This is a genomic window from Acinetobacter nosocomialis (genome assembly GCF_041021905.1).
GTDB classification, from domain to species: Bacteria; Pseudomonadota; Gammaproteobacteria; order Pseudomonadales; family Moraxellaceae; genus Acinetobacter; species Acinetobacter nosocomialis.
In genome coordinates, this window is the sequence record NZ_CP157432.1 from 3,566,005 (window position 1) to 3,592,928 (window position 26,924).

23 protein-coding genes and 1 pseudogene are annotated in these 26,924 nt (G+C 37.5%); 10 read left to right on the forward strand and 14 right to left on the reverse strand.

The window, feature by feature from the left end:
• Nucleotides 1-15: 15 nt before the first annotated feature.
• Nucleotides 16-918 (reverse strand): DMT family transporter, encoded by a 903-nt coding sequence (locus ABLC00_RS16685; RefSeq protein WP_006582582.1) that lies wholly within the window; start codon nt 916-918, stop codon nt 16-18.
• Nucleotides 919-1,026: 108 nt separating this feature from the next.
• Between ABLC00_RS16685 and ABLC00_RS16690 the strand changes: the two genes are divergently transcribed.
• The 3 genes from ABLC00_RS16690 to ABLC00_RS16700 all read left to right on the forward strand — a co-directional run bounded on the left by ABLC00_RS16690 (nt 1,027) and on the right by ABLC00_RS16700 (nt 2,976).
• Entirely contained in the window at nt 1,027-1,893 is an 867-nt protein-coding gene (locus ABLC00_RS16690) for a LysR family transcriptional regulator (protein ID WP_004711757.1), read from the forward strand.
• A gap of 145 nt (nt 1,894-2,038) precedes the next feature.
• On the forward strand, nt 2,039-2,458 hold the full coding sequence (locus tag ABLC00_RS16695; protein ID WP_032066781.1) for a hypothetical protein: 420 nt from the start codon (nt 2,039-2,041) through the stop codon (nt 2,456-2,458).
• Between the two features lie 86 nt (nt 2,459-2,544).
• The gene (locus ABLC00_RS16700; protein ID WP_006582580.1) at nt 2,545-2,976 is read left to right on the forward strand and encodes a hypothetical protein; all 432 of its coding nucleotides are present in this window, start codon (nt 2,545-2,547) and stop codon (nt 2,974-2,976) included.
• 99 nt (nt 2,977-3,075) lie between these two features.
• Here the strand turns inward: ABLC00_RS16700 and ABLC00_RS16705 are convergent, their stop codons facing one another.
• Nucleotides 3,076-4,407, reverse strand: coding sequence for a S8 family serine peptidase (locus ABLC00_RS16705; protein ID WP_006582579.1), 1,332 nt, complete (start codon nt 4,405-4,407; stop codon nt 3,076-3,078).
• 35 nt (nt 4,408-4,442) lie between these two features.
• The gene (locus ABLC00_RS16710) at nt 4,443-4,751 is read right to left on the reverse strand and encodes a hypothetical protein (protein WP_031944342.1); all 309 of its coding nucleotides are present in this window, start codon (nt 4,749-4,751) and stop codon (nt 4,443-4,445) included.
• 583 nt (nt 4,752-5,334) lie between these two features.
• On the opposite strand from ABLC00_RS16710, the gene ABLC00_RS16715 reads away from it, so the two are divergent.
• Nucleotides 5,335-6,069: a hypothetical protein gene (locus ABLC00_RS16715; RefSeq protein WP_002052282.1), complete on the forward strand. Its 735-nt coding sequence runs from the start codon at nt 5,335-5,337 to the stop codon at nt 6,067-6,069.
• Nucleotides 6,070-6,124: 55 nt separating this feature from the next.
• Here ABLC00_RS16715 and astE read toward each other — a convergent pair whose 3' ends face one another.
• From astE to ABLC00_RS16755, 8 genes are all read right to left on the reverse strand, one after another.
• Nucleotides 6,125-7,102 (reverse strand): succinylglutamate desuccinylase, encoded by a 978-nt coding sequence (gene astE / locus ABLC00_RS16720; RefSeq protein ID WP_006582578.1) that lies wholly within the window; start codon nt 7,100-7,102, stop codon nt 6,125-6,127.
• Nucleotides 7,103-7,114: 12 nt separating this feature from the next.
• Nucleotides 7,115-8,458: an N-succinylarginine dihydrolase gene (astB, locus tag ABLC00_RS16725; RefSeq protein ID WP_006582577.1), complete on the reverse strand. Its 1,344-nt coding sequence runs from the start codon at nt 8,456-8,458 to the stop codon at nt 7,115-7,117.
• A gap of 17 nt (nt 8,459-8,475) precedes the next feature.
• Nucleotides 8,476-9,945, reverse strand: coding sequence for a succinylglutamate-semialdehyde dehydrogenase (astD, locus tag ABLC00_RS16730; RefSeq protein ID WP_004711744.1), 1,470 nt, complete (start codon nt 9,943-9,945; stop codon nt 8,476-8,478).
• Complete coding sequence (astA, locus tag ABLC00_RS16735) at nt 9,945-10,976, reverse strand: arginine N-succinyltransferase (protein ID WP_002052326.1); 1,032 nt, start codon at nt 10,974-10,976, stop codon at nt 9,945-9,947. Before astA ends, astD begins: the two co-directional genes overlap by 1 nt.
• Before the next feature lie 19 nt (nt 10,977-10,995).
• Nucleotides 10,996-12,210, reverse strand: a complete 1,215-nt coding sequence (locus tag ABLC00_RS16740) for an aspartate aminotransferase family protein (protein WP_017392622.1) — start codon at nt 12,208-12,210, stop codon at nt 10,996-10,998.
• A 138-nt stretch (nt 12,211-12,348) separates the two neighbouring features.
• The gene (locus tag ABLC00_RS16745; protein WP_002048804.1) at nt 12,349-13,620 is read right to left on the reverse strand and encodes a Glu/Leu/Phe/Val dehydrogenase; all 1,272 of its coding nucleotides are present in this window, start codon (nt 13,618-13,620) and stop codon (nt 12,349-12,351) included.
• Between the two features lie 1,036 nt (nt 13,621-14,656).
• Nucleotides 14,657-16,090 carry an amino acid permease gene (locus tag ABLC00_RS16750; RefSeq protein WP_004711738.1) on the reverse strand — a complete coding sequence of 478 codons (1,434 nt, stop codon included), beginning with the start codon at nt 16,088-16,090 and terminating at the stop codon, nt 14,657-14,659.
• Between the two features lie 414 nt (nt 16,091-16,504).
• Nucleotides 16,505-17,782: a hypothetical protein gene (locus tag ABLC00_RS16755; RefSeq protein WP_006582575.1), complete on the reverse strand. Its 1,278-nt coding sequence runs from the start codon at nt 17,780-17,782 to the stop codon at nt 16,505-16,507.
• A 127-nt stretch (nt 17,783-17,909) separates the two neighbouring features.
• On the opposite strand from ABLC00_RS16755, the gene ABLC00_RS16760 reads away from it, so the two are divergent.
• Nucleotides 17,910-18,704 (forward strand): class I SAM-dependent methyltransferase, encoded by a 795-nt coding sequence (locus ABLC00_RS16760; RefSeq protein WP_004884647.1) that lies wholly within the window; start codon nt 17,910-17,912, stop codon nt 18,702-18,704.
• Between the two features lie 15 nt (nt 18,705-18,719).
• The gene (locus ABLC00_RS16765; RefSeq protein WP_006582574.1) at nt 18,720-19,253 is read left to right on the forward strand and encodes a hypothetical protein; all 534 of its coding nucleotides are present in this window, start codon (nt 18,720-18,722) and stop codon (nt 19,251-19,253) included.
• 48 nt (nt 19,254-19,301) lie between these two features.
• Here ABLC00_RS16765 and ABLC00_RS16770 read toward each other — a convergent pair whose 3' ends face one another.
• Both ABLC00_RS16770 and ABLC00_RS16775 read right to left on the reverse strand, forming a co-directional pair.
• A complete protein-coding gene (locus tag ABLC00_RS16770) occupies nt 19,302-19,874 on the reverse strand; it encodes a hypothetical protein (RefSeq protein ID WP_004884649.1) in 573 nt (190 codons plus the stop codon).
• Between the two features lie 139 nt (nt 19,875-20,013).
• The gene (locus ABLC00_RS16775) at nt 20,014-20,481 is read right to left on the reverse strand and encodes a Holliday junction resolvase-like protein (RefSeq protein ID WP_002048811.1); all 468 of its coding nucleotides are present in this window, start codon (nt 20,479-20,481) and stop codon (nt 20,014-20,016) included.
• A 159-nt stretch (nt 20,482-20,640) separates the two neighbouring features.
• Between ABLC00_RS16775 and ABLC00_RS16780 the strand changes: the two genes are divergently transcribed.
• From ABLC00_RS16780 to yccS, 4 genes and pseudogenes are all read left to right on the forward strand, one after another.
• Complete coding sequence (locus tag ABLC00_RS16780; RefSeq protein WP_002048798.1) at nt 20,641-21,285, forward strand: ParA family protein; 645 nt, start codon at nt 20,641-20,643, stop codon at nt 21,283-21,285.
• Nucleotides 21,286-21,410: 125 nt separating this feature from the next.
• Nucleotides 21,411-22,529 (forward strand): AI-2E family transporter, encoded by a 1,119-nt coding sequence (locus ABLC00_RS16785; protein ID WP_002048810.1) that lies wholly within the window; start codon nt 21,411-21,413, stop codon nt 22,527-22,529.
• Between the two features lie 124 nt (nt 22,530-22,653).
• Nucleotides 22,654-23,229, forward strand: coding sequence for a superoxide dismutase [Cu-Zn] SodC (gene sodC, locus ABLC00_RS16790; protein WP_348940998.1), 576 nt, complete (start codon nt 22,654-22,656; stop codon nt 23,227-23,229).
• A 194-nt stretch (nt 23,230-23,423) separates the two neighbouring features.
• Nucleotides 23,424-25,574 (forward strand): annotated as a pseudogene (yccS, locus tag ABLC00_RS16795) (YccS family putative transporter).
• A 36-nt stretch (nt 25,575-25,610) separates the two neighbouring features.
• On the opposite strand, the gene ABLC00_RS16800 reads toward yccS, so the two are convergent.
• The gene (locus ABLC00_RS16800; protein ID WP_006582571.1) at nt 25,611-26,840 is read right to left on the reverse strand and encodes an MFS transporter; all 1,230 of its coding nucleotides are present in this window, start codon (nt 26,838-26,840) and stop codon (nt 25,611-25,613) included.
• Nucleotides 26,841-26,924 lie beyond the last annotated feature (84 nt).

Below are 26,924 nucleotides of genomic sequence, written 5' to 3' on the forward strand. Positions count from 1 at the left end.
AGCGCATGATATAGCTTATTCGATAGTACGCCTATTCCCCCAATTCATCCATACCAAACTCCCCACAATAATTACTCCACCTAGCAGCACCATCATTGACGGTTTTTCATTTAAGAAAAGAACCGCTAAACTCATCGCGACAATCGGCGAACAATATAAAAAATTCGATGCAATCGTTAACGGCATATTTTTAAGTACATATCCCCAAAGTACATAAGCCATTGCACTTGGGAAAATACCCAATAAGATAACTGACATATTGGCTTGCCAAGTAGCATGTAACATCTCATTCGGTAAATGGGCACTATAAAATAGTAAAGGAATGGTCCCGAACCAAATGATGTAGCACATCATGCTCAAGGCATCATAATTTAAGGCAAATTTTTTATATAAATTAAAATAAAGCCCCCATGCAATTGCAGCTAAAACTATCAATAAACTATAAGGACTCGGTACACCAAAACCATGATCTCCACTAACCACCAACACGGCTCCACAAAGGCCAAGCAAAATGCACAACCACTGTTTGAAACGAATTTTTTCTTTAAAAAGCAAAGCTGAAATAATAAAAGTGAATAGCGGAATAGATTGACTTAAAATGCTGGAAGCAACAGCAGTTACATATTGCTGCCCAGCATTTATAAGCAAATGATGCAGCGTTACAGAGAAAAATCCTAATACACCTAGCGCAGGAACATCTTTCCAATTTAAAGGCTGAATACCTTTTTTCATGACCAAAAGCAGTAAAAAAACTGATGCAATTAAAAAGCGGAGCAAAGCTATATGCTGCGGTGTATATGAATGCAAGGCACTATGTACACCAATAGGTGAATACCCCCAACAAAAGACAGTAATAGCAATACATAAGTAAAGCTTAAAAGCTGGAGGCTGGGTTTCCGCAGCAAGAGAAATTGCCATGTTAAATCTGCACTAATGAAATGGAACTCTTTCATCATATGCACATAGATAGTTGAATAAAATTAACTTATATTGAGTCAAATATTCATTAAAAGTGAATGATTAAATATGGATATTACCCAGTTAAAAATGTTTCAGACCGTGGTTGAATGCGGGACCATGGTTAAAGCATCACTACAACTACATTGCGTACCATCCAATATCACTACACGCATTAAGCAGCTTGAAGAAGAACTCGGCGCACCATTGTTTTATCGTGAAGGGAAAGCTTTAAAACTCACACCGTCAGGAGAAATCTTTCTCGATTATTGCCATAAAATTTTAGCGCTATGCGATGAAGCCAAACGGAGTATTCATCCTGATGCCCCCCCCTCTGGCCCGCTCAAAATTGGAGCTATTGAATCTTCTGCTACAACTCGCCTACCCAACTTACTTGCAAAATATCATCAACGTTATCCAGAAGTTTCTATTCAAATTATTACTGGCACATGGAAACAGTTATTGGTTGATATTTCTCAGCACAAACTTGATGGTGCAATTGTCGCAGGTAATATTGAGTTTCCGATGCTGAATAAACTCAGTATTTACCAAGAAGACATGGTCTTGATTGCATCTCACTCTTTAGGTGAAATTCATTGCCAAGAAGATCTGATTGGCAAAGAAATTTTTATGTGGACTGAAGGCTGCCCTTACCGTGCAGCTTTAGAAGAATGGCTTAAACTCAAGAATATTTCACTTCCCATCACCAGCATTACCAGTTATGCCACGATTATTGGTTGTGTGAGTGCTGGTTCTGGTGTGGCTTTAGTCCCTAAGAGTATTTATGAGCAATATAAAAATTTAGCGCATATTCAAAGCTATAAGTTTGAACATCTTGCCTTTATGCAAAATCACTTTTTCTGGCATAAAAACGTGAGCAACCATAAAGCAAGAGATACGTTTATAGAACTTATCAAGTCTGAATTTTATTTATAGGTCTCAGAAGAGTAAGTCAATTGCTGTTAAATGATGAATTCTCGTAATTAAATCGTATGGGTTTTATCACATGCCTGCACAAGATTTATTTTTAACAGTAAGATCAGCACTTCAACTTTTAAAGTAATTGGGGAGATTGATCCAAATGAAAACCTTACAAGTGTTATGCGTTGCAAGCTCTATACTGGCCTCATCAACCCTTTTTGCTGAAACAACACAGACACAACAAGTAAATGAAGTAGCACCTAAGACTCAACCTTATGGTGACAATCCAAGTTTAGGACGTGTTCTATTATATAAAACAGGAAAAGGCATAAAAAATTTAGGAGATTCTATTCAAGGTGCTTCCGAAAACACCTCACACAAAATTAGTGAAAAATGGCAAAGTACCAAAGAGTTTACAGCTGAAAAAGCAGAGGTCGTTCAACAAAAAGCAGATACAGCGAAAGTATTTACTGAACAGAAAATAGAACAAGCCAAACAAAATCTTACTAGTAGCCGAAATGGCCAAAACATACCAATTGAACAAGGCGAGTTAAGCAAATCTAGCACGACGACCAATTAAGTTTGAGTTTGAATAGCGCGATCATTTCGCGCTTTTTAAAAAATATAGACATTTAAAAATACTACAAAGAGCGAGGAATGTGCCTTATGAATAGTCAAAAACTTCTCTTTTCAACACTCTGCTGTGTAGCACTAACTGCTTGTGCAACCACAAAATCCGTTTCTTCTTATTCTCAGGCACAAGTTTTAGAACAAGATACCAATATCGAAGCTTATCCAACCACCACAGGCAATGTAGCCAAGCTCATTAAACACGATAAGCAAGCTTGTATGATTGAATTTACGGGTTATTTGGGTGGCGGACAAGTGACTGAACATTGGATTTTTAATAATAAAGGCCTGATTTCAGCCCAATCATTTACAGAGCAATATCCAGACTCTTCTGGCATATTAAGTCAAGCGACCAATTCGACAACCAAAAGCTCTACCACTTTTAATATCCAAGATCCCGAAATTCAAAATAATTTCAAAAAGCTTCAAAGTAATTTTAGTAAAGACAATTTAGCAAAGTGTGATTAAGGCTTTTTCATAAAAAAACTCGTTGCAGAAGTAATCTTTTGCAACGAGCCCTAGCCATTTAAATTTCTTGGACCTAATAAGAAATTATAAATATGCTATTTAGTTAACGGTTAAACCATTGGTTGCCGCCAGTAAATCAATACGTGGGAAAACCAAACCTGTTCTTGAATCTGTAATAGGTTTACCCGTGGTTTTTAAACGATTAATGGTCTGATCAATAGTTTCAGTTGGTGTAACACTGTTTGCTCTTAATAACGCAATTGCGCCAGCCACATGTGGCGTGGCTTGAGAAGTACCTCCCATAGTATAACCACCCGCAGTAATCATTGCCCCTGGTGCCAATAAAGTCACAAGACTGCCCCCGTTACTAAAACATGCCACCTTGTCCGCTGCCGTGGTTGGGTCAGAACATTTCACTGGGTTCCCCCATGAAACACCACCAATATTACTATCATATACAGCACCCACTCTTACCGCTCCAGCAACACAAGCAGGTGAAGAAATACCATCAGGAAATGCATCGTTACCTGATGCAACTACTGGTACTACCCCAGCAGCTCGCGCATTTGCGAACGCCGTTGCATAACTACTATTACTACATTCAGATTTGTATTTAACACCAGGAATACCAAGACTTAAATTGATCGCTTTAATATTGTATGTTTTAGCGTTATTTACTGCCCAGTTAATCCCTGCAAGGATATCGCTATCATAGGCTGAACCTGACCGAAAAACGTCTATTCCAATAATTTTTGTTTTGGTGGCAACTTTAGACACAATCGCTGAAACATTACTACCATGACCATTATCGTCAAGTGAGCCATCATCTGGGGCACTATCAAATGCATAAACGACACGGCACGTACTTGAAGGTGAATTAACTGCTGTACAACCAAAATCCGAATGTAAGTAATTTACCCCCGTATCAAGCACAGCCACACTAGAACCAGTTCCATTAAAGCCTTTGGTATTAGCTTGAGGCTGGTTAATTAAAGGCAAACTTTCCATGGTTGTCGCCTGATTAATCCGGTTTGGATATACAGCCTTAACGTTCGGATCATTAAGCAGATCAACCAAAGCTTCTTTATTACTAATTCGGTAAAAAGCTATAGGTAAATTATTGTAGTCCCGAAGTACTTGTACCCCTACACCACGATTAAACCTTGACTGGATATTCTTTTTATTTGCAGCAATATAATTTCGTCGCTCCAAACCTGTAGCCACACTTTCCGAAGGAATATTGTATTCAACAATAAGATCATTAGATTCATTGGTAACCAAAGCATCTAAGTTAATTTTACCCTGAAATACTTTTTGTTTTGCTGCTTGATTTAACTGCTGTTTGGCACCTTTAGCGTCCAAAGGAACAGCGGATGCAGTTGTACTTAAGATCGTACATAGACCTAATAGAAATAACGTTTTACTTTGCATTATTTTTCTCCGTAGTTTTTCAACTAACAATTTACTTATTTCGCTTTTATTTCATTTGCTGGATCTTTTTCTGGATCAATCGGTTGAATCGAAGGATCACTTTTTGTGTCATAAAAAGGAACAGTATCTTCTGATACGGGTTTGGGTTGAGTTGAATTTAAAGATAAGTTTTTAGGTTGAGCAGGCTCCTTAAGTTTAGAAAGTAAAGATGAAGTGTCTGGTTGTGATGAATTCGACTTGTTTAAAGCAGAATTGAACACCTCAGATGCACCGTTTGTTGGCTTAAAATAGAGAACAACGGCGACTAAGCCGACCAATATGAAAAGGGAAGCAATAATTTTCATCATTTAAGATCTCTGTTATTTTGTTTATAGACATCTATATTTATTTTTGATTATTCGAAATAAAGCGCTATTTCTTAAGATATATTTCATGTGAAATTTCTATTTCATGAAATATATAAACATGAGAAAAGCAAAATCATCTTTTCCCGAATAAGCAAAAATACAGTTCTGCCCTTTACGTTTATATTTCTGGCAGAATATGGTTCAAAAAAGCGCCAAAAAGCACCTTATTCTCATAATAAGCAATAACTATGCCGTTATCTCGAATAAAAAATGAAAAAAGAATCATCTTTATAGATATAGAAAAATGGTCATGTTAAATATTTTTGGGTATTTTTATTTTAGAAAAGAAAAAGACGAAAAGTATTTTGCTCGTTTTTAAATCATAAAATATCGGTATCTATTTCACTTTATTATTAATATTTTCTTTTCTCCACAATTTCTCCCTAATGTGTTGAATGACTGTAATGCTGTTGTAACGTTTTGATTAAGGTGATTCCCAAGCGAATCAAGCCTTAGATATGATGCGATTGCGTTTATGAAATACCTCACTAAAAGGGTATATTCTTTGAAGGATATCGCAATGAAAATGATGAAAACAGCTATCGTGACTGCAAGCGTTCTTGCCTCTGCTTCTATTTTTGCACAAAGTGCGGGCATTAATGCGGACGCTTCTGCTCAAGTAAATGTACAACCGGGTGGACTTGTTAGTGGCGTAACAAATACAGTTAAAAATACTGCACATACTGTAGGTAGCACTGCAAAACATGCTGGTCATGTAGCTGCTAACACTACGGTTAAAGCAACTAAAAAAACAACAGGAAAAGTAGCTGAACTTTCTTCTGATGCTGTAACAGGCACTAAACATTTTGCTACTGAAGCAGCAACAGGGACAAAAAATTTAGCGACTAAAGCTGCAACAGGTACTAAAAACTTAGCAGTTGAAGCTAAAGCTGATACAAAAGCACATCTTGATGCAGTAAAAACCAAAGTTGCTGAAAAACAGGCTGAACAAAAAGAATTTAGCGCTGAAAAACAAGCTGATGCTCAAGCACGTGTAGATGCAGTTAAAGCTCGCGTAGCTCAAAATCAAGCAGAGCAAAAAGAATTTGTTGCGGGTACTAAAGCTGATGCTCAAGCACAATTAAATGCAGCTCAACCAGCTCATGCAGTCAACGCTCAAACAGGCGTAAATGTTGGTGTTAATGTTGCTCCGGTTGGAATCAGTGCAAATGCAAACGTAAATGCAGGGGCTCAAGGCTCTACACAAAAAACTGAAAAGAAATCTTTCGTTAAAGGCCTTTTTGGCACTAACTAATTAAAGTTAGCAATAAAAAAGGGCGATGAATCGCCCTTTTTTATTTATCTAAAAATTATGAGTGTGTTTCGGTTAAAACCAAACCTGCACGTAAACCAATCTTCACATTTGGGTTTGGAAATAAAATCCAGACCTGATCTTGTTCAACTACATAGTTACCAGAAGGTTGAGTCGCAATGATTTCGCCTTTGGTAAATGTTGAAAAGTTCGGAGCCTCAGCCGATAAGTTCATTTGGAAATCCTCATCTTTTTTAATTAAAGAATCAGACACCTGAAACACTCGAATTTTTGTTTTATTTCTTAACGGTAAAGCTTGTTCAGAAACGACATTGCGAATAACTTCATCAATTGCGGCAAACTGACTCAAGTCATTTTGTCCAAATGGCAAAGCTTTGCCTAACTCCAAAGTTGCACTCGCAGCTTTAAAGCTTTCACTTGTAAAATGTGTAAATGTTTTACCCGCAGCCCTGTGATAAACCAAAGCATCTAAGTCAGCAGCTTCAAGGCTTGCTGTCAAATCAGCATCATAGTCATGCGTTTGATAAGGTAATAGAGCAAAGGTTGGTAATAATGAAGCACGAATTGCTGTATGTAAATCATAGTGATAGCGCTTAGCATTACTTGCACTTTCTTTAAAGAAAGTAGCAACTGCCTGCTCTAAAACCTCAGCTCGCTTAGACTCTTCAGTTAGAGGCAGATTTTTATACCCACCACAGAACATACGGTTTACATCATCATGTACATAACGCTTGCCTTGACGCATTGCATACGGATTACCCAATACAAGCAATAATCTCACTGCAAGCTTTAAACGCCCGGCAAATAAATCGGTGCAAAGATGAGCTAACAACTCAATTGGTGCCGTTTCATTCCCATGTACTCCAGCTGACAGTACGACAGCTTTGTCGTACTGCTCATGTGGTGTACATTCAAGAAGACCCTCACCTAACCAACGCCAAGTAAAATTATCTTGTTTCCCTTCGCGAGTTGTAGGCTGCTCACCTTGTAAGGTTAATGCTAGAAAATCTTGCATGTCACCTCCTCATTATTTTTGGAAAGGATAAACCGAACCCAAACCTAAAATTTTGGTCAGTTCATCAAGCGCCATACGGCTTTCCATGAGTAGGTGCGGATCTGCCAAATCTTCTTGAGCTAAACGATCGCGATAGTGTTTATCTACCCACTGGTTGAGTGTGCTAAACAATTGATCATTCATAAGAACTTTTGGATTTACGGCATTTAATTCGGTTTCATTTAATGCCACACGTAAACGCAAACAAGCCGGACCACCACCGTTACGCATACTTTCACGTAGGTCATACACTTGAATTGCATCAATTGGTGTACCCATTTGAATCATATCGTTCAAATAGCTCCATACCGCAGCATTTTGGCGAGACTCTTCTGGTACAACAATGGTCATGCCGCCATCTGGACGAGTCAAAATCTGGCTATTAAACAAATAAGTAGCAACAGCATCGTCTACAGTAACGCGGTTTTCAGGCACTTCAATCGAAATAAAGTCTTCACCGATGCTTGCCATCTTTTGACGAATTTCAGCAAATGCCTGATCTTGATTTAAGAAAGCATGTTGATGGTGGAATAAAACCTGTTGGTTACTTACCGCAATCACATCGTTATGGAAAACACCCTGATCAATCACATCTGGATTTTGTTGAACAAAAACCGTATGTGCATCATCTAAACGGTGCAAACGCGCAATTGCTTCACTTGCCTCACGCGTCTGACGTGCTGGATAACGCTTTGGTCCCGGTAAACCATTATTTAAATGTTGCTGACCATAAACGAAGACCTGAACACCACGCTTAGCATAATCACCACCTAAACGATTGTGATTTGCTGCCCCTTCATCACCAAACAAAGCCACTTGTGGTAAAGCTTCATGGTGTACAAAGTGACGTTCATTTTTAAAGATGGCTTGTAAGACTTGGCTTGTAGTTTCAGCTTCAATTGAACGATGAAATTTATTGTTCAGGTTAGCCGCAGTAAAATGCACGCGCTCATCTTGGCTATCAGCCGAAGGTGAAACAGTTGCAGCATTTGCAGTCCACATTGGAGAAGCTGAACTTAAAGATGACAATAGCTCTGGTGAATAGCGCATTGCTTGAGCAACAACACTAATGTCATCTCCAGTAAAACCTAAACGGCGTAGCATTGGAACATGTGGGCGTTCATGCGGAGCAAGTACACCTTGTTTCATTCCCATATCAGACAAGGCTTTCATTTTTAATAAGCCTTGTTTCGCTGCTAATTTTGGATTCGAGGTATTGTTACGGTTTTTGGTTGATGCTTCATTACCAAAAGACAAACCCGCATAGTGATGTGTTGGCCCCACTAAACCATCAAAATTTACTTCATATCCTTTCATTTTTTCTTTCCCTAGTGTTAAGGCAACACAATCCCTGGAGATAATTTTTCTGGCAACGTCAAGCTTTCACTTTCAAGTGAAGCCATTGGCCAAGCACAGTAGTCAGCAGCATAAAACGCACTTGCACGGTGGTTACCCGAAGCTCCAACACCACCAAATGGCGCAGCACTTGAAGCGCCTGTTAATGGTTTGTTCCAGTTCACAATACCGGCACGCGCTTCAATGAGTAAGTCATCAAATAGTTCACGTTTTGGAGAAACCAATCCAACAGACAAACCAAAACGAGTTGCATTGGCAATTTTTAATGCTTCATCAAAACTGTCATAACGTTGAATGGTGGTAAGCGGACCAAAATATTCTTCATCTGGAATACCCGCCACACCTGTTACATCAACAATACCTGGAGTAAGTAGCGAGCTGTCTTCTTGAGGACGCGTCATTAGCAATAAACTTTTGGCACCAAGCTCAAGTAACTTTTGCTGAGCATTCATCATGTTTGTCGCAGCAACTGATGAAATTACACCACCCATAAATGGTTGTTGCTCATCATTCCAACGGCCAACTTTTAGGTTTTTAGCAACCTCAACAAAACGTTGAATAAATGCATCACCTTCAGCACCATTTTTTACCAAGATACGGCGTGCACATGTACAACGCTGACCTGCCGAAACAAAAGCAGATTGAATAGTGAGGTTAACAACCGCATCAATATTTTCAATTTCATCAATAATCAATGCATTATTGCCGCCCATTTCAAGCGCAAGAATTTTCTCAGGCGCACCTGCCATTTGCTTATGCAAGTGATAACCAGTGTTTGCACTTCCGGTAAACAATAAGCCATCAATTTCATGAGAAGCAGCCAAGGCTTCACCAGTAGTACGGCCACCTTGAACTAAGTTCATTACACCATTTGGCAAACCTGCTTGTTGCCAAAGTTTTACAGTTTCTTCAGCAGTCCAAGGCGTTAATTCACTTGGTTTAAACACAACTGTGTTTCCAGCAAGCAAAGCAGGAACGATATGCCCATTTGGTAAATGGCCAGGGAAGTTATATGGACCAAAAACTGCAAGTACACCATGTGGACGATGACGTAAAGATGCCACACCATCTGCCATTTCAGTTGAGCTTTCGCCAGTACGTTGATGATAAGCACGAATCGAAATCGCAACTTTGCCAATCATTGACTGAACTTCAGTTAACGTTTCCCAAAAAGGCTTACTGGTTTCTTGACTAATTACTTCAGCTAAATGTTTTTTATTTTCTTCAAGCAGCTTTGCAAACTTTTCTACAATTGCAACACGCTCTGCAAAAGCTAAACGTGCCCATGCAGGAAATGCTGTACGTGCGGCTTGGCAAGCTTTTTCAACATCTGCAGCTGTAGCTTCAGTACCTGACCATACAGTTTGGTTATCAACTGGGTTTGTTTTTACAAATGTTGTACCGCTGCCTTGTAACCAGACACCGTTTATAAATAAAGAGTTTGACATCAGGATACTTCCATAGGATTTAGTGATAACACACGAACAGCGTGCCCTTCTTGTACACCGAGTTTTTCAGCTTGTTCATGGTTTAAATTTAGAATGTTATCTACGAGATCAAGCTTCATTAACATAGCCCGATAGTCGTGATAGTTATCATTGGCAACAAGGTATTGTGTTTTACCCACAGTCGCTTCATTAGTAATTTTGACAGTTAAAAATTGGCTTTCTTTAACTGCACGCAACTCATCAATATTGGCTTCAATGGTTGGACCTGCATCAAAAATATCGACATATCCTTGATAGCGTAAGCCTTCGGACTCAAGCACATGATAAGCAGGTAAAGTATGTGGATGCATTTTTCCAATCACTTCTTGTGCAGCCTTTGGTAAAAGGTCTACATAGACTGGAAAACGTGGCATAAGTTCCGCAATGAAAACTTTTTGGCCAATTCCACTTAAATAATCTGCTGTGGAGAAATCCATATTAAAGAAATGGTGACCAATCGCATCCCAGAAAGGTGAACAACCATTTTCATCAGAAAAACCACGCATCTCAGCAATAAGTTTTTTCTCAAAATATTGCTTAAATGCTGCGATAAACATAAAACGGATTTTTGATAAGAATTTACCGTTTTGGTTTTCACGACGTTCCGGATCTAAAAATAATGTGCAGAGCTCACTACTTCCCGTTCGATCATTACTTAAAAATAAAGTCGGTAATGCTTTATAGACATTTAATGCTTTTGAAGCATGTACTTGGGTTCCAACATGAAAGTTATACCAAGGTTCGATTAAACCCACAGCAACTTCAATTGCACTCACCCCAATAACACGTTGAGCTTCTGTATCCTCAAGAACAAACAAATAACCCTGTTCGCTCTTATGAACATTACCATTTAAAGTATTGCGAGTACGTGAAATTCGAGCCGAAAGCGTATCCATATTTTGTGGCAAGGAAGTCAGGCCAACACCTGACTTACCTGCTAATTTATAAATATCTTCAAGGTCTCGAAACTCGGCATGACGGACAATCATCATGGCTAGCTTTCCTTTTTTTTTATTTAGCCAACTTTGCCAAAGCTCTTTTTAAACGAGCTATCCCTTCATCAATATCTTGTTCAGGAATAATGAGTGAAGGTGTGAAACGAACTACGTTAGGCCCTGCGATTAAAGCAAGTAAACCTTCTTCACCTGCCCAAGTCGTAATATCTTTTGCTTTACCTGCATATTCAGCTTTTAATACGCAACCAATCAATAAACCTTGACCACGAATTTCATCAAAAACTTGATATTCAGCATTTAACGTATTTAATGCATCAAGGAAATATTGATGACGGTGTTTTACACCTTCAAGTACTTCTGGTGTATTAATAAACTCAAAGACTGCGCCTGCAACTGCACTTGCCAGCGGGTTACCGCCATACGTCGTGCCGTGTGTACCCACTGAAAAATGCGGCGCAAATTTATCAGTTGTTAACATTGCACCGACAGGGAAACCACCGCCCAGCGCTTTTGCAGTAGTGAGCACATCCGGTGTAACACCGTAGTTCATGTAGGCATAAAGTGCACCTGTACGGCCGACACCTGTTTGCACTTCATCAAAAATAAGTAAGGCACCAAACTGATCACACAGTGCACGTAAACCTTTTAAAAATTCGATATCAGCAGGAATTACCCCGCCCTCACCTTGTACAGGCTCTACAATTACTGCACAGGTTTGCTCATTAATAACTGCTTTAGCTGCTTCTAAATCATTATAAGCAACATGGCTAATGCCGTTTGGAAGTGGTGCAAAGTCTTGTGAATATTTTGGCTGACCACCAGCCGAAACGGTAAATAAAGTACGGCCGTGGAACGCGTTGTTAAATGCCACAATACCGCTTTTACCTGCGATACCGCTGTCAAGTCCAACTTTACGAGCAAGCTTTAATGCTGCTTCATTTGCTTCTGCACCTGAGTTACAGAAGAATACTTTGTCTGCAAATGTATTTTCAGTGAGTTGTTTAGCAAGACGCAGTACTGGTTCATTGGTATAACCATTGCCGACATGCCAAAGTTTTTTTGCTTGTTCTGTTAACGCATTGACTGCCACTGGATGCGCATGACCTAATGCATTTACTGCAATCCCGCCTGCAAAATCGATATATTCTTTATTTTCTTGATCCCAGATACGTGAACCTTCACCACGTACCGGAATGAAATTTGCCGGTGCAAATACTGGAACCATCCAGTCATTAAAGTTGCTTCGAGTTACAGAAATTGGCTGTTCCATGCTTACCTCAGTATCTATTTAATTTATTTAATCTGTCTTACTGTCTTTAATTCATTTAGAAAAAGGGACTGAACAAATAACCCTATACATCCTTTATATTTGCTCAGCCCACTTTTCCTAAAAGGTAATTTCCTCAGATTAGCCTGGGAAAATACCGCGTTCTTTACGAGCCTTTAAGATACGCTCACAAGCCAAGATGTAAGCTGCTGTACGTAAAGTACAAGCATTCTTATTCGCTGTATTCCAAACGTCATCCATTGCTTGAACCATCAACTTGTCTAAACGTTCGTTGATTTCTTCTTCGCTCCAGAAATAGCTCGCCATGTCTTGAACCCATTCGAAGTAACTTACAGTTACACCGCCGGCGTTACATACAACGTCAGGAACAACAACAATGCCACGCTCAACCAATACATCTTCAGCTTTAGGATAAGTCGGGCCGTTCGCGCCTTCTAAAATCAACTTAGCTTTAAGTTTTTCAGCACGCTCAACTGTGATTTGGCCTTCTAATGCAGCAGGAATAATGATGTCTACTTCAGCAGTCCAGAAATCTTCATCTGCAATTGATTGTGCACCAGCAAAACCGCCAACACCTTGGTTTGCGTTTACGTGCTCACGTAATGCAACAAGATCAATACCGTCAGCATTGAAAATTGTGCCAGTGTGGTCTTGAACGTGAGTGATTTTTGCTTTTGATTCAACAAATAAGAAAGCAGCTTCACTACCTACGTTACCAAAGCCTTGAACAGCAACTTTCGCGCCTTCAATTGGTAAGTTGATTTTTGCAGCAACTTCACGGCCAGTAACGAATACACCACGACCAGTCGCTTTAACACGTCCTAAAGAACCCCCTAAGTGAACTGGTTTACCAGTTACAACACCAGTCACTGTGTGACCTTGGCTAGTAGAATAAGTATCCATCATCCAACCCATGATATTGGCATTTGTACCAACGTCTGGAGCAGGAATGTCTTTTTGAGGTCCGATAATGTGACCAATTTCAGTCGTATAACGGCGAGTTAAACGCTCTAATTCACGAGTAGATAATTTACGTGGGTCAACACGGATACCACCTTTTGCACCACCAAATGGCAAGTTCAAAACAGCAGTTTTAATTGTCATCCATGCAGACAACGCCATCACTTCATTTAAATCAACATTTGGATGGTAACGAACACCACCTTTACCAGGACCGCGAGACAAGTTGTGTTGTACACGGTAGCCTTCAAAGTGCTGGATTGAACCGTCATCCATTACGATTGGTACATCAACAATAAGAGCACGCTTAGGACGCTTTAAAGTATCGATATAATCAGCTAAGTGTTCTAGATATGGCGCTACACGGTCAATTTGTGCCAAGTAAGTTTGCCATGCATCGCTATGTTCGTTTACGTATGAAAGATCTGACATCTTTTTTCCTATATACCTACATAGACTCAGATGTGATAAATCCGTAGTCTTTATTATTCAGCAACCAAAACCTTGCAATAACAATGTTTTGATTTATTTATAAAATCTTCCGCTCTTCTAAAGCTTCAGACCTTTTAAATTCCATCTTGTGATATCAAAAGTAAGATTTACTTTTATATATCGATATCTTTTACAATCTTTCTCTTGCTCATCTGCTGTTTATAAAAAATGTCTTTATAAAAGCAAAAGTTCCACCGCAATCAACTCAAAAAAGTCGATTGGAAATAAGTGCAAAAGAGGTGACATAACCGTTTGGGAGTTAAAAAGAACTAGGGTTCATAAAACAAAAAACCATAAGTCCATGAAATTATTTTTGACTAATCGATAGATCCCTCCATTAGTCTTTTTAAATAAAAATTGTTCAATAATACTGCAAGCTTCACATCACTACTCAAGCTGATTAATCGCGCTTTCATATAGACATAAAATCTTTAAGTAAATATAGCACAGAGCAAGATAATTTAGAACATTTTAAAATAAACAAGCAGAGAAAAAATAATCAATTTCCCCGAAATTTTATAATAAAAAAGTAACAAAGCCTAAAAAAAGCCTCAGCCATAATAATTTTATTTTATGGAAATTAAAAAAATATTAAAATTAAAAATGGTTAAAAAATTACCATTTAATAACAATAACTTAATTAACAAAAAATTTCAAAAATCCTTCAATTTTTTTAGAAAATTTCATAATATTTTTTTGTACAGTCTTATTTAAAATAAAAAATAGAAATATAAAAATTACACAACTATTAAATAATCATGTTAAACATATACTTATTTAAAGACTTATAATAATTAGCTATTAATAACATTCCGATAAATGGTTAATTTATGAATCATTATTTGAATTTATTATTAAAATAAAAAAAACATTTTTAAAAAAAATATATAAAAGTACTCTTCTATGCACATTTTATAGACATAAAAAAAGGTCCCATGAGGGACCTCTTATCAACCAAATTAAGCAATAAATAGGCTTAGTTTGGAGCACTCTCTTTCTTACGATAAAAGACAAAATAGCTGATATAACACAGTAAGATAAAGATAATACAGCAGATAAATCCAACCTGCATAGATGGATCAAACACCATACTGATACAAGTAACTATACAAAATAGCCCACCTACAATTGGAGTAAGAGGGAAAAGCGGAGCAGCAAAACGTAAATCTTTTGCTGTCTTTCCTGACTTATACCATTGTCTACGGAAGTTAAATTGTGAAATACAAATGGCAATCCAAACAACAACCATTGTAAAGGCAGCAACACCTAACAAATTTTTGAAAATTGTTTCTGGTGCAAACTGTTCTGAAAGCAACCCAGGAATAGCACCAAACATCGTCACAATAATGGCAACAATAGGTGTGCCAGATGGTGTAAGTTTAGCGAAAATTTTAGGTAATTGATTTTTTGCTGAAAGCGACCACATCATTCGTGATGCAGCAAATAAACCAGAATTGGCAGCTGAAAGCAGCGCCGTAATAATTACGAAGCGGATAATGTCTTCTGCATACGGAATACCAATATAATTAAATACTGTCACAAATGGACTACTGCTCACATCATTTGCATTAAGACCAGCAAGATGAAATGGAAGCAAAGAACAAATGACAACAATTGTTCCCACAAAGAATATGAGCAAACGCCAAATCGCTGCATTAATTGCCTTAGGTACAGTCTTTGCCGGTTCCTCTGCCTCACCTGCAGCAACTCCAATAAGCTCAGTACCAGAGAAGGCAAAGTTTACAATGAGCATGGTTGTGAAAATTGGGAATAAACCATGCGGGAACCAACCTTGAGCCGTTAAATTGCTGAATAACGGCGCTGTTTCATGTCCGTGATAAGGAATAAAACCAAAAATTGCCAATAAACCCAAAGTAATAAATACAATAATTGTTATAACTTTAATCAGAGCAAGCCAGAACTCAGATTCAGCAAATAAACGCGTTGAACTAATATTAAGGAAAAAGACAAGACCACCAAAAAACAAAGTCCACGCCCAAACAGAAGTAGATGGAAACCATTCCTTAACCAGCAAAGCTGCGGCAGTAAATTCAGTTCCTAAAGTGGCAGTCCAAGTCAACCAATATAGCCAGGTAATCATATAACCTGTGCCTGGACCAATATAGCGTCGTGCGTATTCACCGAAAGAGCCCGATTCAGGCACATGAACCGCTAGCTCACCAAGACAGAGCATAACGGTGTAGGCAATCAAACCGCCCAAGAAATAAGAGATAATTGCGCCAATTGGGCCAGCTTGAGCAATTACGTCGCCAGACCCTAAAAAAAGACCTGTACCTATGGCACCGCCAAGGGAGATCATCACCAAATGTCGAGTACTCATTGCTCGTTTCAAAGGTGCAGAACTTCCATGTTGCGATGCATCATTATTCCGATAATTTAATGATTGCATATAAAAAACTGTAACGACAATTTAGTAAAAAATCATTTTAGGAGAAAAAAATAAATATGCAATTATCTTTGAATAGTGAAGCTATTTTAAGCACCCCTTCTCAACACAAATAAAATTGCAATAAAAAACAATTAATTAATAGACTCCAAAGCAATCATTGTATTTTAAACAACCCAACAATATTTCTTTAATTTATATAAAACTAAAAACCATTAATTTTTAAATATAATAATTTTTCGCTTAATTTATCATGGCTACTTTTAGCCCTATCTTTATTTAAAAATTAATCGCATTATTTATTTAAATAATGACTTTTGATTTTATATACAAATAAATTAATAAAAAAATATTTTTTGAGCAAAAAATAAAGCCCAAATTTGAAGATTTGGGCTTTATTTAATCAATAAATTAAAATTAATAACTGGTCAGTACAAATTGTTGCGATGGTTGAACTGAACCTTCAATGTAGTCACAAACGCCTTGTTCATCACAATCTAAATTAAATTGCTTGTAGCTCAATGCAAAAAAATCAGCATATTGTTTAATGACAAACGGACTCATATCCGAGCTTAATGCATCACCTTGTTTGAATAATTTAATAATTTTTCGGTCATTCATACCTAACAAATAAATTTCATTATTTAATTCAATATGTGCAACTCCAGTCTGCTCTGTCACAATTGGAAGCAGATACGATGTGTTTGCTAGCACAACATCTATAGCATAAGCTTCAAGCTTTAAATTAATTAAATTGAATACCAAGACTGTACCAGAGTAAGTCTGCAAACCTTTTTTATAAGTTGCAGCTTGCTGAATGTACTGAATTTTAATTCCAAGCTTTTGAAAATCGTGCTCAGTTGCCTGCTTTGTTTTTAAAAGACTACGTGTAATCGCTTGCTTGAGCGGGTTATCTAAATAACGTTCATCTAATTGAAAATCATTTTGACGTAAAATTTTTAATAACATGCTGTCATGGTATGTCAGCACATTCGCAAGTACATTACGGTAATAGAATTTACTTTGTTTTTTGATTTTACGAACATGTTGATAGAAATACGTTTCATCAAATTCATGCTCAATAAAATCATGTAACAAACTTGAGCTTGCCAATACTGATAAAGCTTCATGCCCTGTAAAAGGTAAATGAACCGTATGTAAACTTGGCAATAGCTCTTTTATTTTTAAGTAATGTTCGCGATCGACAGCAAAGTAAGGATCATAAACAATAATATATTCACGACTTGCATCTACATCTTGCTGTTGAATTTGCATGTCTTTGTTCGCGACAGTATCAAAGAATTCAGCATAGCGGCGGTCTTCGACCTGTTCAGGGTCAATTGAATATTGAGGTACAAATGCAACGATTCGATTCATGTTTAAAAGGTTCGAATATTTGATTGCTGCATAGCCGCCCATTGAGCCACCATAACCTACAATATTTTTAAAACGCTGAAGAATAGGCAAAATGGCTTTGGCCATTTCAACCATACTGGCTTTTGGGAACCATGATTTTTGTTTTGGCATAATCCCAATAACATTGTATTGGTACTTTATTAGAGACTTTTCAGCATTGATAGATAAGCCACTCGCTCGGGTAATCAAATCGCCAAAAGAGAGAACTAATGTATTAGAATCGCCTTGTAAAAAAATGGCTCTAATGTGTTCGTCTTCAAAAATAATTTGCTTATCCATGCTCACACCGAAAGAAAATTTACTCCCACATACATCGTCAAAAATGAAACAAAATAGGTGTTTTGCCAATTTATGATTGCGGAGTATCTTATTTTATAGATGCCAGTCAGATTAAAAAGTGCAAAATATGACACAATCCTTACATCCTGCCGCTCAAAAAGGATTCAGCTCCGCTGCGGAGCTTTATCAGCAAGTTAGGCCGAATTATCCAGCAGAAATAGTCAGTTGGCTGCAAGAACGTCTCCAAATACATGAAAATTCTACTGTTATTGATCTTGGCTCAGGTACTGGCAAATTCTTACCCTACTTAAAACAAACACGTGCCAATATTATTGCAGTAGAGCCAATTGGCGAGATGTTACAACAGCTTCAGCAAGCCTATACTGATATTAAAACTTTACAGGCATTTAGCCATGCTATTCCGGTAAATGATCAACAAATTGATGCGGTCATTTGCGCTCAATCTTTCCATTGGTTCGACAACATGGAAACACTGACCGAAATCCATCGAATATTAAAACCGCAAGGACATTTAGGTCTCGTTTGGAATCAGCGTGATGAGCGTACAGACTGGGTGAAAGCCTTAGCAGATTTTTTACTACCTCTTGAAGGCGATACACCGCGTTACCATAGTGAAAAGTGGAAAAAGGTTTTTGAAAACCAAAATCTATTTAGTTTTGACAGTTTAGAAACTTTTTCGCAATCACAGCATGGTACTGTCGAACAAGTGGTGAGTAAAAGATTACTCTCTACAAGTTTTATTGCAGCAATGACTGAAAAAGATCAATTACAGCTCAAAGCTCAATTTGAGAAAATTGTTTATGATTTTACAGGCCTAGGCCCACAAGATCAGATTGATTTTCCATATGTCACATATGCATATCACTTTCAAAAAAGTACGTCGTCAAATCATAGAGAATAGGTTCGGTTGAAAGCTATGTTTAAAAAAACGCCTCATATCATTTTAATGTCTTTGCTCAGCTCTAGCCTATTATTGACTGCTTGTAAAAAAGCAGATGAACCAGCAAAGACTCAGCAATCTCATACAAGTTCATCTACTGATCAGGTGATGGAAAAGCTCAATGAAAGGCCTGTTAAAAAGTTCACAGCCACTGCTGACGATGCGCATGATATTGCTTTATTAGAAGACTATGACCGTCGCTTTACTGAAATGAGCGATGAAATGGAAACTGAGTTAGAAAAAATGCATGCGGCAGGTACACTCACCACAGAGTTTGAACAAAAACGTACACTTGATAATGTTCGCTCAGCATTGACCATGTTAAAAGACCTCGACTTAAAAACTGAACAAGGTCGCTATATTCAAGGCTTACTTTATCAATATTGGGAAAACCAAGAAAAACACATCAGTGATAAACAGGCCAATAAAGATGAACAAGTCAATCAACTTGCTGACTACTTACAAGCTCAGAACCAGTTGAAATACTGGAAAGCTTCACAGCAGCATTAATTTTATAGTGTGCAATAAAAAGCCTTCTGAACAAGAAGGCTTTTTAATTTATATATTTTGTTTTTCAACCCAATGAATCGATTGAACACGGAATAACTCACAAGCACCATCACCTGTATCAGTTGAGGTTAAAGATGACCGCCAAACTAAATTTTTATCTTTAATTTCGACCAAGTCACCTTTGAGGTATACCAAGTCACCGCGTTTAACTTGTTTAATTTGTTGAGCAATTTGAGGACTCGCAGGAATGATGTGCATATTAGACACCATTTGCATCGCTTGCTCAGCAGGTACAGGAAGCTTACTCATTTTCCAGTTCAAATAGCGGTCATACTGTTTAACTGAAATGGTACGAGCAATATCTGGTTGAGCAAATAGCCCCCAACTTACCGCATAATCGATCGGTGAGAACTTAGCTTGTTCATCATTTTTATAAATTTTTGAACCTAAAATTCTAAAATTGCCTTGAAATGGCTGTAACACAGAAATTGACTGATCTTTTTCAATCGGTAACAAACCATTTGCAATATTATATTCACCAGAAGTAGAGGCCGTCGAAGCAAAAGCTGAGCTGATACATAAAGAGGCCAACAAGCCTAGCATTACATGTTGTTTTTTCATCGCTTTATACCTCAAATATTACTAGATCAAATGCAGCAGATCTCTAATTTATAGTAGCTCTAAGCGATGAAAAAAATATCGGTATTTAGTAACAATACAGATCAATTTCGTCTATTTTTGTGCCTAATTAAATTGATTGTTAATCTTCAAAATCAATTCGCAACGTTTCAAAGCGTACCTTTCCTTCTTTTATTGCTTGAGCAATTGCTTGCTGTCCTTTGGTTAGACGAGCTCCCCCACTTTTAATATCAAGCAAGATAATCTGGATATCCTCGGCAGTTCCATCTCCATCTCTAAAATCGGTATAGCCATCAAAAATAACGTAATCAACCGGGTCACCCAGAAATTTGGCATCACTTGGTAAGTATTGAAACTCAGGTAAAATCGGAGCAAATTGTTCTGCCATTTTACCTTTTAATACAGCGCGGCTTGTATTCACACTCCGCTTTTGTGCCTGGGCAAGGGCCTGTTGATGCTCAAGCTCTAACTCTGCAATATATTGCTCGTATTCAGCCTTGATTCGACCATTACGGGTATTTGATAAAATAAGCGTTGTGATAATAATACCAATACCAGCACCTATAAGCATGGCCAGCCATACGGACATAAATTTTCCTTAATAAATTACATATCATCACGGTAGATGAGCAATCATATCTAAAATTACGAACTAGCTTAAACTTTTGTCAAAGGCAGTCATCTACTTCTCATAAAAAGATGCTAAGGTATAAGCAGAACAAGTGTGCTGCTGAATATAACTGAATTTATGAAAACGATACTTATTGCAAATCAAAAAGGTGGATGCGGAAAAACCATGACAGCCATTACGTTGGCAACAGCTTTGGCACAAAAAGGATATAAAGTAGCTTTAGCGGACTCTGATAACCAAAAATCTTCCTTACAATGGTTAAAGCAACGTCCAGAAAATGTAGCTGCAATTCAAAGCCTTGATTGGCGCCAAGAAAAATCTATTGGTGATGCACCTAAAAATTTAGATTATTTAATTATTGATGCACCCGGCGCTCTTTCAGGCGACCATGCTGAACAATTAGTCAGCGAAGCTCATGCCATTATTACACCACTTCAACCTTCATTTTTTGATATCGACAGTACACGTCGTTTTCTCAAGCATTTGCAGGATATTAAACGTATTCGCAAAGGAAAAGTACAAATTTTACTGCTTGCAAATCGTGTTAAACCGAATAGTGCTAGCTCAAAAGATATTCAGCAATTTTTTGAAAAAATCGAACATGAACCGATTGCATGGATTGCAGAGCGTAGTGCTTATGGCAGTTTAGCAATGCAAGGTTTGAGTGTGTTTGATAAACCACAAAAAAACTTTATTGCAATTCAAAGCCAGTGGCAGCCACTTTTAAATAAACTAATCGAAGATAAGTCCGAGTGGTTTTAAAAATAACTTTTTCATTTTTATTGAGCAGGAATGTATAGATCAGCATTTCTGCCTAAAATTTGCCTCAGGTCATTTTTCAGTTAATATGACCCCATTCTATTTAAATAATTAGAGAATTTTTGTTCGTGCATCCATACGCTCCTACTTTACAGCGCGTTTTATTGTTTGGGCTGTTTTTCATCCTGTTATTTTTAGGATTTAACATCCTGAAGTACTTTATTGTACCTGTAGTTTGGGCTGCGATTATCGCCTACATGACTTGGCCAATTTATTTAAGAATTCAGCGTTTTTTTGGCGAAAACCGTAATAATTTAAATGCCACAGTCATGATTAGCTTTGTTATTTTAGTTGTTGGTGTACCCCTGATCTGCGCTATTTTTATTTTGCAACATGAAGGTCGCAATCTCTATCTTGATTTACAGCGTCAGGTTTTTTCTGGTCATTTAAGCGTACCTGATTTCATTAAAAATCTTCCTTTTATTGGCAAAGAAATAACCAGAACACTAAATGATATAAACACCGACCCAAATAGTACGATTCAGAGTATTGCAGCTTGGATACAAAGCCATTTAAGTTATGGGCGAGTTTTAATCAATGAAATTAGTAAAAATCTCGTCAAACTTGGTTTTGCAATTTTAAGTCTTTTCTTCTTTTACCGTGACGGTCACACGATCTTAACTCAAGTGAGTAAAGCCTTAGAAATGGTGATTGGCCTACGTATTCACCATTATCTAGATACAATTTCAGAAACAACCCGTGCCGTTGTCTATGGTGTCGGTTTAACTGCAATTGCTCAAGCAGTACTTGCTGGATTGAGTTATTTCGTCGCTGGTGTACCGAATCCAATGGTGCTCACGATTGCGACGTTCTTATTAGCACTCATTCCCTTCGGTACCCCTGTTTCCTATTTAGGTGTTGGTCTATGGCTGTTTTCACAAGGGCAAACCATGGAAGCCATTGGCGTGGTTTTATGGGGTGTTCTGATTGTAAGTAGCTCAGACAATGTGATTCGCCCACTTGTAATTTCTGGTGCAACTCAAATTCCGTTTTTACTGATTATGTTTGGTGTACTGGGTGGTATTGCGAGTTTTGGTTTAGTCGGTTTATTTATTGGCCCTGTTATTTTAGCTGTTTTATTAGCGATTTGGCGTGAATGGCTTCATGAAACGATTGATCCTGAACCCATGCCCAAAACGACCATGATTTATGATTCGGATGATGATTTACCACCATCTAAAAATTAAGCCAATGATTTAAAAATGTTTCAGGATACAAAGTGACTATTTAAATTAACTTGTAGGCTTAACGAGCCTTTGCTTGAATAAAAAAATCAGCTTTATATCTATATATCTATAAGGACATCCAATAATGCCATTATTAAATAAAATGAGTGCAGTATGCGCACTGACAGCCTTATTAACAGTCGGTTGTAGCACGGTCAGCAAAACTGTTTCAGATACGACTCATGCATTAACGACAATGCATACCAAAAAAGTAGTCGATGTAAATGAAGTCACAGCTAATGGGATTGGTAAAAAAATCGGGACGATTAGCTTTCAAGACAGTGATAAAGGCTTAATTATTACCCCTGCTTTAGCAGATTTACCAAGCGGTACTCGTGGTTTCCATATTCATGAAAATGCATCGTGTGCTCCTGTTGTTAAAGATGGAAAACCAGGTGCTGCTTTAGCTGCGGGTAGTCACTATAATCCTAATCAAGCACCACATCATGGTACGCCAACTAACGGGCACTTGGGCGACTTACCAGCATTAGTCGTCGACAGCACCGGTGTTGCTACCACCGCTGTTATTGCGCCACGTTTAAAACTTGCGGACATTCAAGGTCGCGCAATCATGATTCATGCGGGTGGTGATAACTATTCAGATTCTCCTCTACCTTTAGGCGGTGGCGGAGCACGAATTGCCTGTGGCGTAATTCAATAATTTGTTATTTTTTAAATTGTGGGTATCTAAAAAGATATCCACAATTTTGTTATTTTATTAAGCAATTTAGACAAATTAATTATTATAAAATCTTAAAAACAAACTGACTTTTTTAAATAAAACGCATAATATTTTTCAAGTAATAAAAATTTAAATACCCCTTATCACGTACCCTCACATTTAGAAAAAAAGCCGTGAATTATTTGACTCAAATATTTAATCGTTTTAAAGCGAATTCAATTTTAATTTACTGCCTGCAAATTTTAATTGTACTCACAGGCACAACTTTAGGCTTACTGTGGTTGGGTCATAACGAACTCATTGTTCCTGTAACGTTAGGTGCGATTGCCGCAGCACTAACCGATTTTGACGATCGCTTAAGTCTTCGTTTACGCAACTTACTGTATGTCTGCCTACTCTTTTTTACTGTCAGCACTATTCTTGGATTTTTAGCACCCTATAAACTTTTATTTATTTTATATCTTTCAATTTCAAGTGCTTGTTTCATTTTATTGGGCGCCTTAGGTCAGCGCTACGCTACCATTTCTTTTGGTACAATTTTACTTTCAATTTATAGCATGTTTGGTTTAGGAGAATATGCTCACTGGTATCAACAGCCTACTTATTTTGTCTATGGCGCACTGTGGTACGGTCTAACTTCTATTTTATTTTTTATTCTTAAACCAACCCTTCCTTTACAAGATAAACTTTCACAAATTTTTGAAGAAATCTCTGCCTTACTTCAAGCTAAAGCACGCTTGTTCGATCCTGATAATAAAGAAAATGTTGAACAGCTTTTATTTGAATTATCACTCCAAAATACGCAAGTCGCGCAAAGTCTTAACCAAATACGTAGTTCCCTGCTAACTCGTCTTAAGGCATCACGAGTCAGTAATAAAAGTATTTACTGGTTAAACCTGTACTTTTTTGCCCGCGATATACATGAACAAGCGACTTCTAATTAACTACACTACGAACATATTCAACAAAACTTTAGCCGTAGTGATCTTATTTTCCGTTTTCAAAAAAATCTGCGTTTACAGGCCCAAGCTTGCCACGATTTAGCCCAATGTATTTTGCATAACCAGCAATATCAGTCTTCTCAAGAAGGACAAATTGTTTTAAACCATTTGGAAAGTTCTTTAAAAGACTGGATACAACAGCACCCGCAAAATTTTGAAGTTAAAAATCTAAAATTGATTTTTAATAATTTAAAAGGCATGCATGAACAATTTGAACAGCTTCAATATGCGCAGCCGTTTAATGAAACGCTAAGTCAAAACAAACAAGAACACCTCAATTTGCTAGATGATGATATTCAAGGTTTTTCTGACCTTGTATTAAAAATTCGGCAGCAACTAACACCACAATCTGCCCTATTTAGACATGCAATACGAATTGCGGTTGTGTTTGCTGCGGGTTACGCAATTTCTCTATTACCTTTTGCCCAACATGGCTACTGGATTTTACTCACTAGTTTATTTGTTTGCCAAATTACTTACTTTGCAACCAAAAGCCGTTTAAAACTTAGAACAATTGGAACCTTACTTGGCGTTTTATGGGGTATTCCTATTTTGTATTTTGTTCCAAGCATTGAAGGTCAACTCATTCTCACTATTATTTGTGGAGTGAGCTTTTTCTACTTGCGCCAGAAGAAATATGCTTTGGCAACACTGATGGCAACCTTAATGGTATTGCTCATTTTCAACTTAAAAGGTGCAGGTTTCAGTATTATTTTACCTCGTCTAATCGACACCTTATTAGGCTGCTTTATTGCATGGCTTGCTGTTAATTTTATATGGCCAGACTGGAACTTTCGTAATATTCCAAACAATATTAAAAAAAGTAGCCAAGCCACACTGGATTATTTCAATGTGATTGTTGAGCAATACCAACATGGTAAAAATCAGGACATTGAATATCGTAGAATTCGCCGTGCTGCACATAATGCACAAATTGAGCTCTCGAATATGATTTCGAGCTTAAGTGCTGAGCCCAACCCAAAACCGGAGCTGATTCATTACGCCTTTCGTTATTTAGTTTATAGTCATAGCCAGTTGAGTTATGTCGCAGCATTAGGTAGCCAAAGACAAAAAATTGAAGATCAACAGGTATTACAGCTTTTACTGGATTGCCAGCAAATTCTTAACCAAAGTTTATTTGAACAAGTTTCTGTTGACTTGAATTTTATTGAGCAAACTTTAAAGCAAATTCAAAGCTTAACAACTCATGAAGACTTTTCAGAAAGCTACACGCTCGTGTTAAAACAAATGAGCTTACTATTAGAAACCTTGCCTGAGTTGTTGACCCTTAAAAACAAACTTTTAGAGCAAGAAATTAAGTAGAATAAAAAATACCGGAATATAAATTCCGGTATTTTTTTAATGTAAATTTTGTGCAACTCTTTCCTGCATTTCCTCTTTTAAGGCCAAGCGTGGTTGAGTAAACCACAGTGCGATAAATGCAAAAGCAGATAGCACGAAAGCCCATAAGTGAAATTGAGTATAGAGATAACGTACAAGCTCAATCATTGCAAAAAAGCTCGTCATTAATAGCATTGAAACAGCAGCAGCTACAGTTCCTTTCGACACTTCAGATGACATAAGTGCAAAGCGATACAACACTGAGAAACTAATTCCTTCACCAAAGCAAATAAGTGTCATTCCCGTAAGTAAACAAGGAATTAAATAGATTTGCCAGACAACACCTAATATTAAAATGACTGTACCAGTGAGCATAATCGGTAAACCAATTAGGACTGTTTTACCTAAAGCCAAACGGTCAATAATTTTAATTAAAACGATGTTACCTACAATTAAACCTAAAAATACTGGGAATTGAGCTAATCCATATTGCACACTCGTTAGCTTGAGCTCATCGACCAAAATAATGGGCGATAATGCAATCCAAAGCATAAGCGGCATACCGACAAGCGGTAAGGCTAGCGTTAAACCAAGGAATTGCCGATTGCTAAATACTTTTTTAAAGTCATCAAAAAGATAGCTAAAAGGCTGCTTGGTTACACTCACCTTCTGACTCGGCATTTGTTTCTTTAAGCCAACCCAACTCAGCAGTGCAAGTAAAGCAATTGCCACAAAACCCCAGTGCCAAGATACATAATCAATTAAGAAAGCTCCAAGTACAGGTCCTAGCAAGGGCGCAAGTAATGAGATATTTGCCATGAGTGCCATGACTTTAATTGCATCACGTTCGGCAAAATTTTCTTGAATTGCCGCATATCCGACTGCTGAAATTACACTTAGCCCAATACCTTGTAGAAAACGTAATGTCAGAAAGTGTTCGATTTGTCTTGTTAATAAAATTAAAAAACAACACAAGGCAAAAAATAAAACACCAGTTAAAAGAACTTTCTTACGACCTAATCGATCTGATAAAGGCCCAAGTAACCATGCAACAGATGCACCACCTAATAAGTAAAATGACATTGAAGATGGTGCCCAAGTTGCACTTACACCAAAATCTTCAGTAATTGCCAACATAGCTGGCTGAATCAGGTCATTACCAATATAAACCGCAAATTCAAATAGCACTAAAGCTAAAGGAAACATCAACGTTGTACGGTTCAACGCTGTCGTTTGAATATTATTCATGAGTTGTACACTTCAAAATAGCGGCCAAAATGTCTCAGCAACTACATATTGAAATAAATAATGTAGTCATGACGATGACAGTAT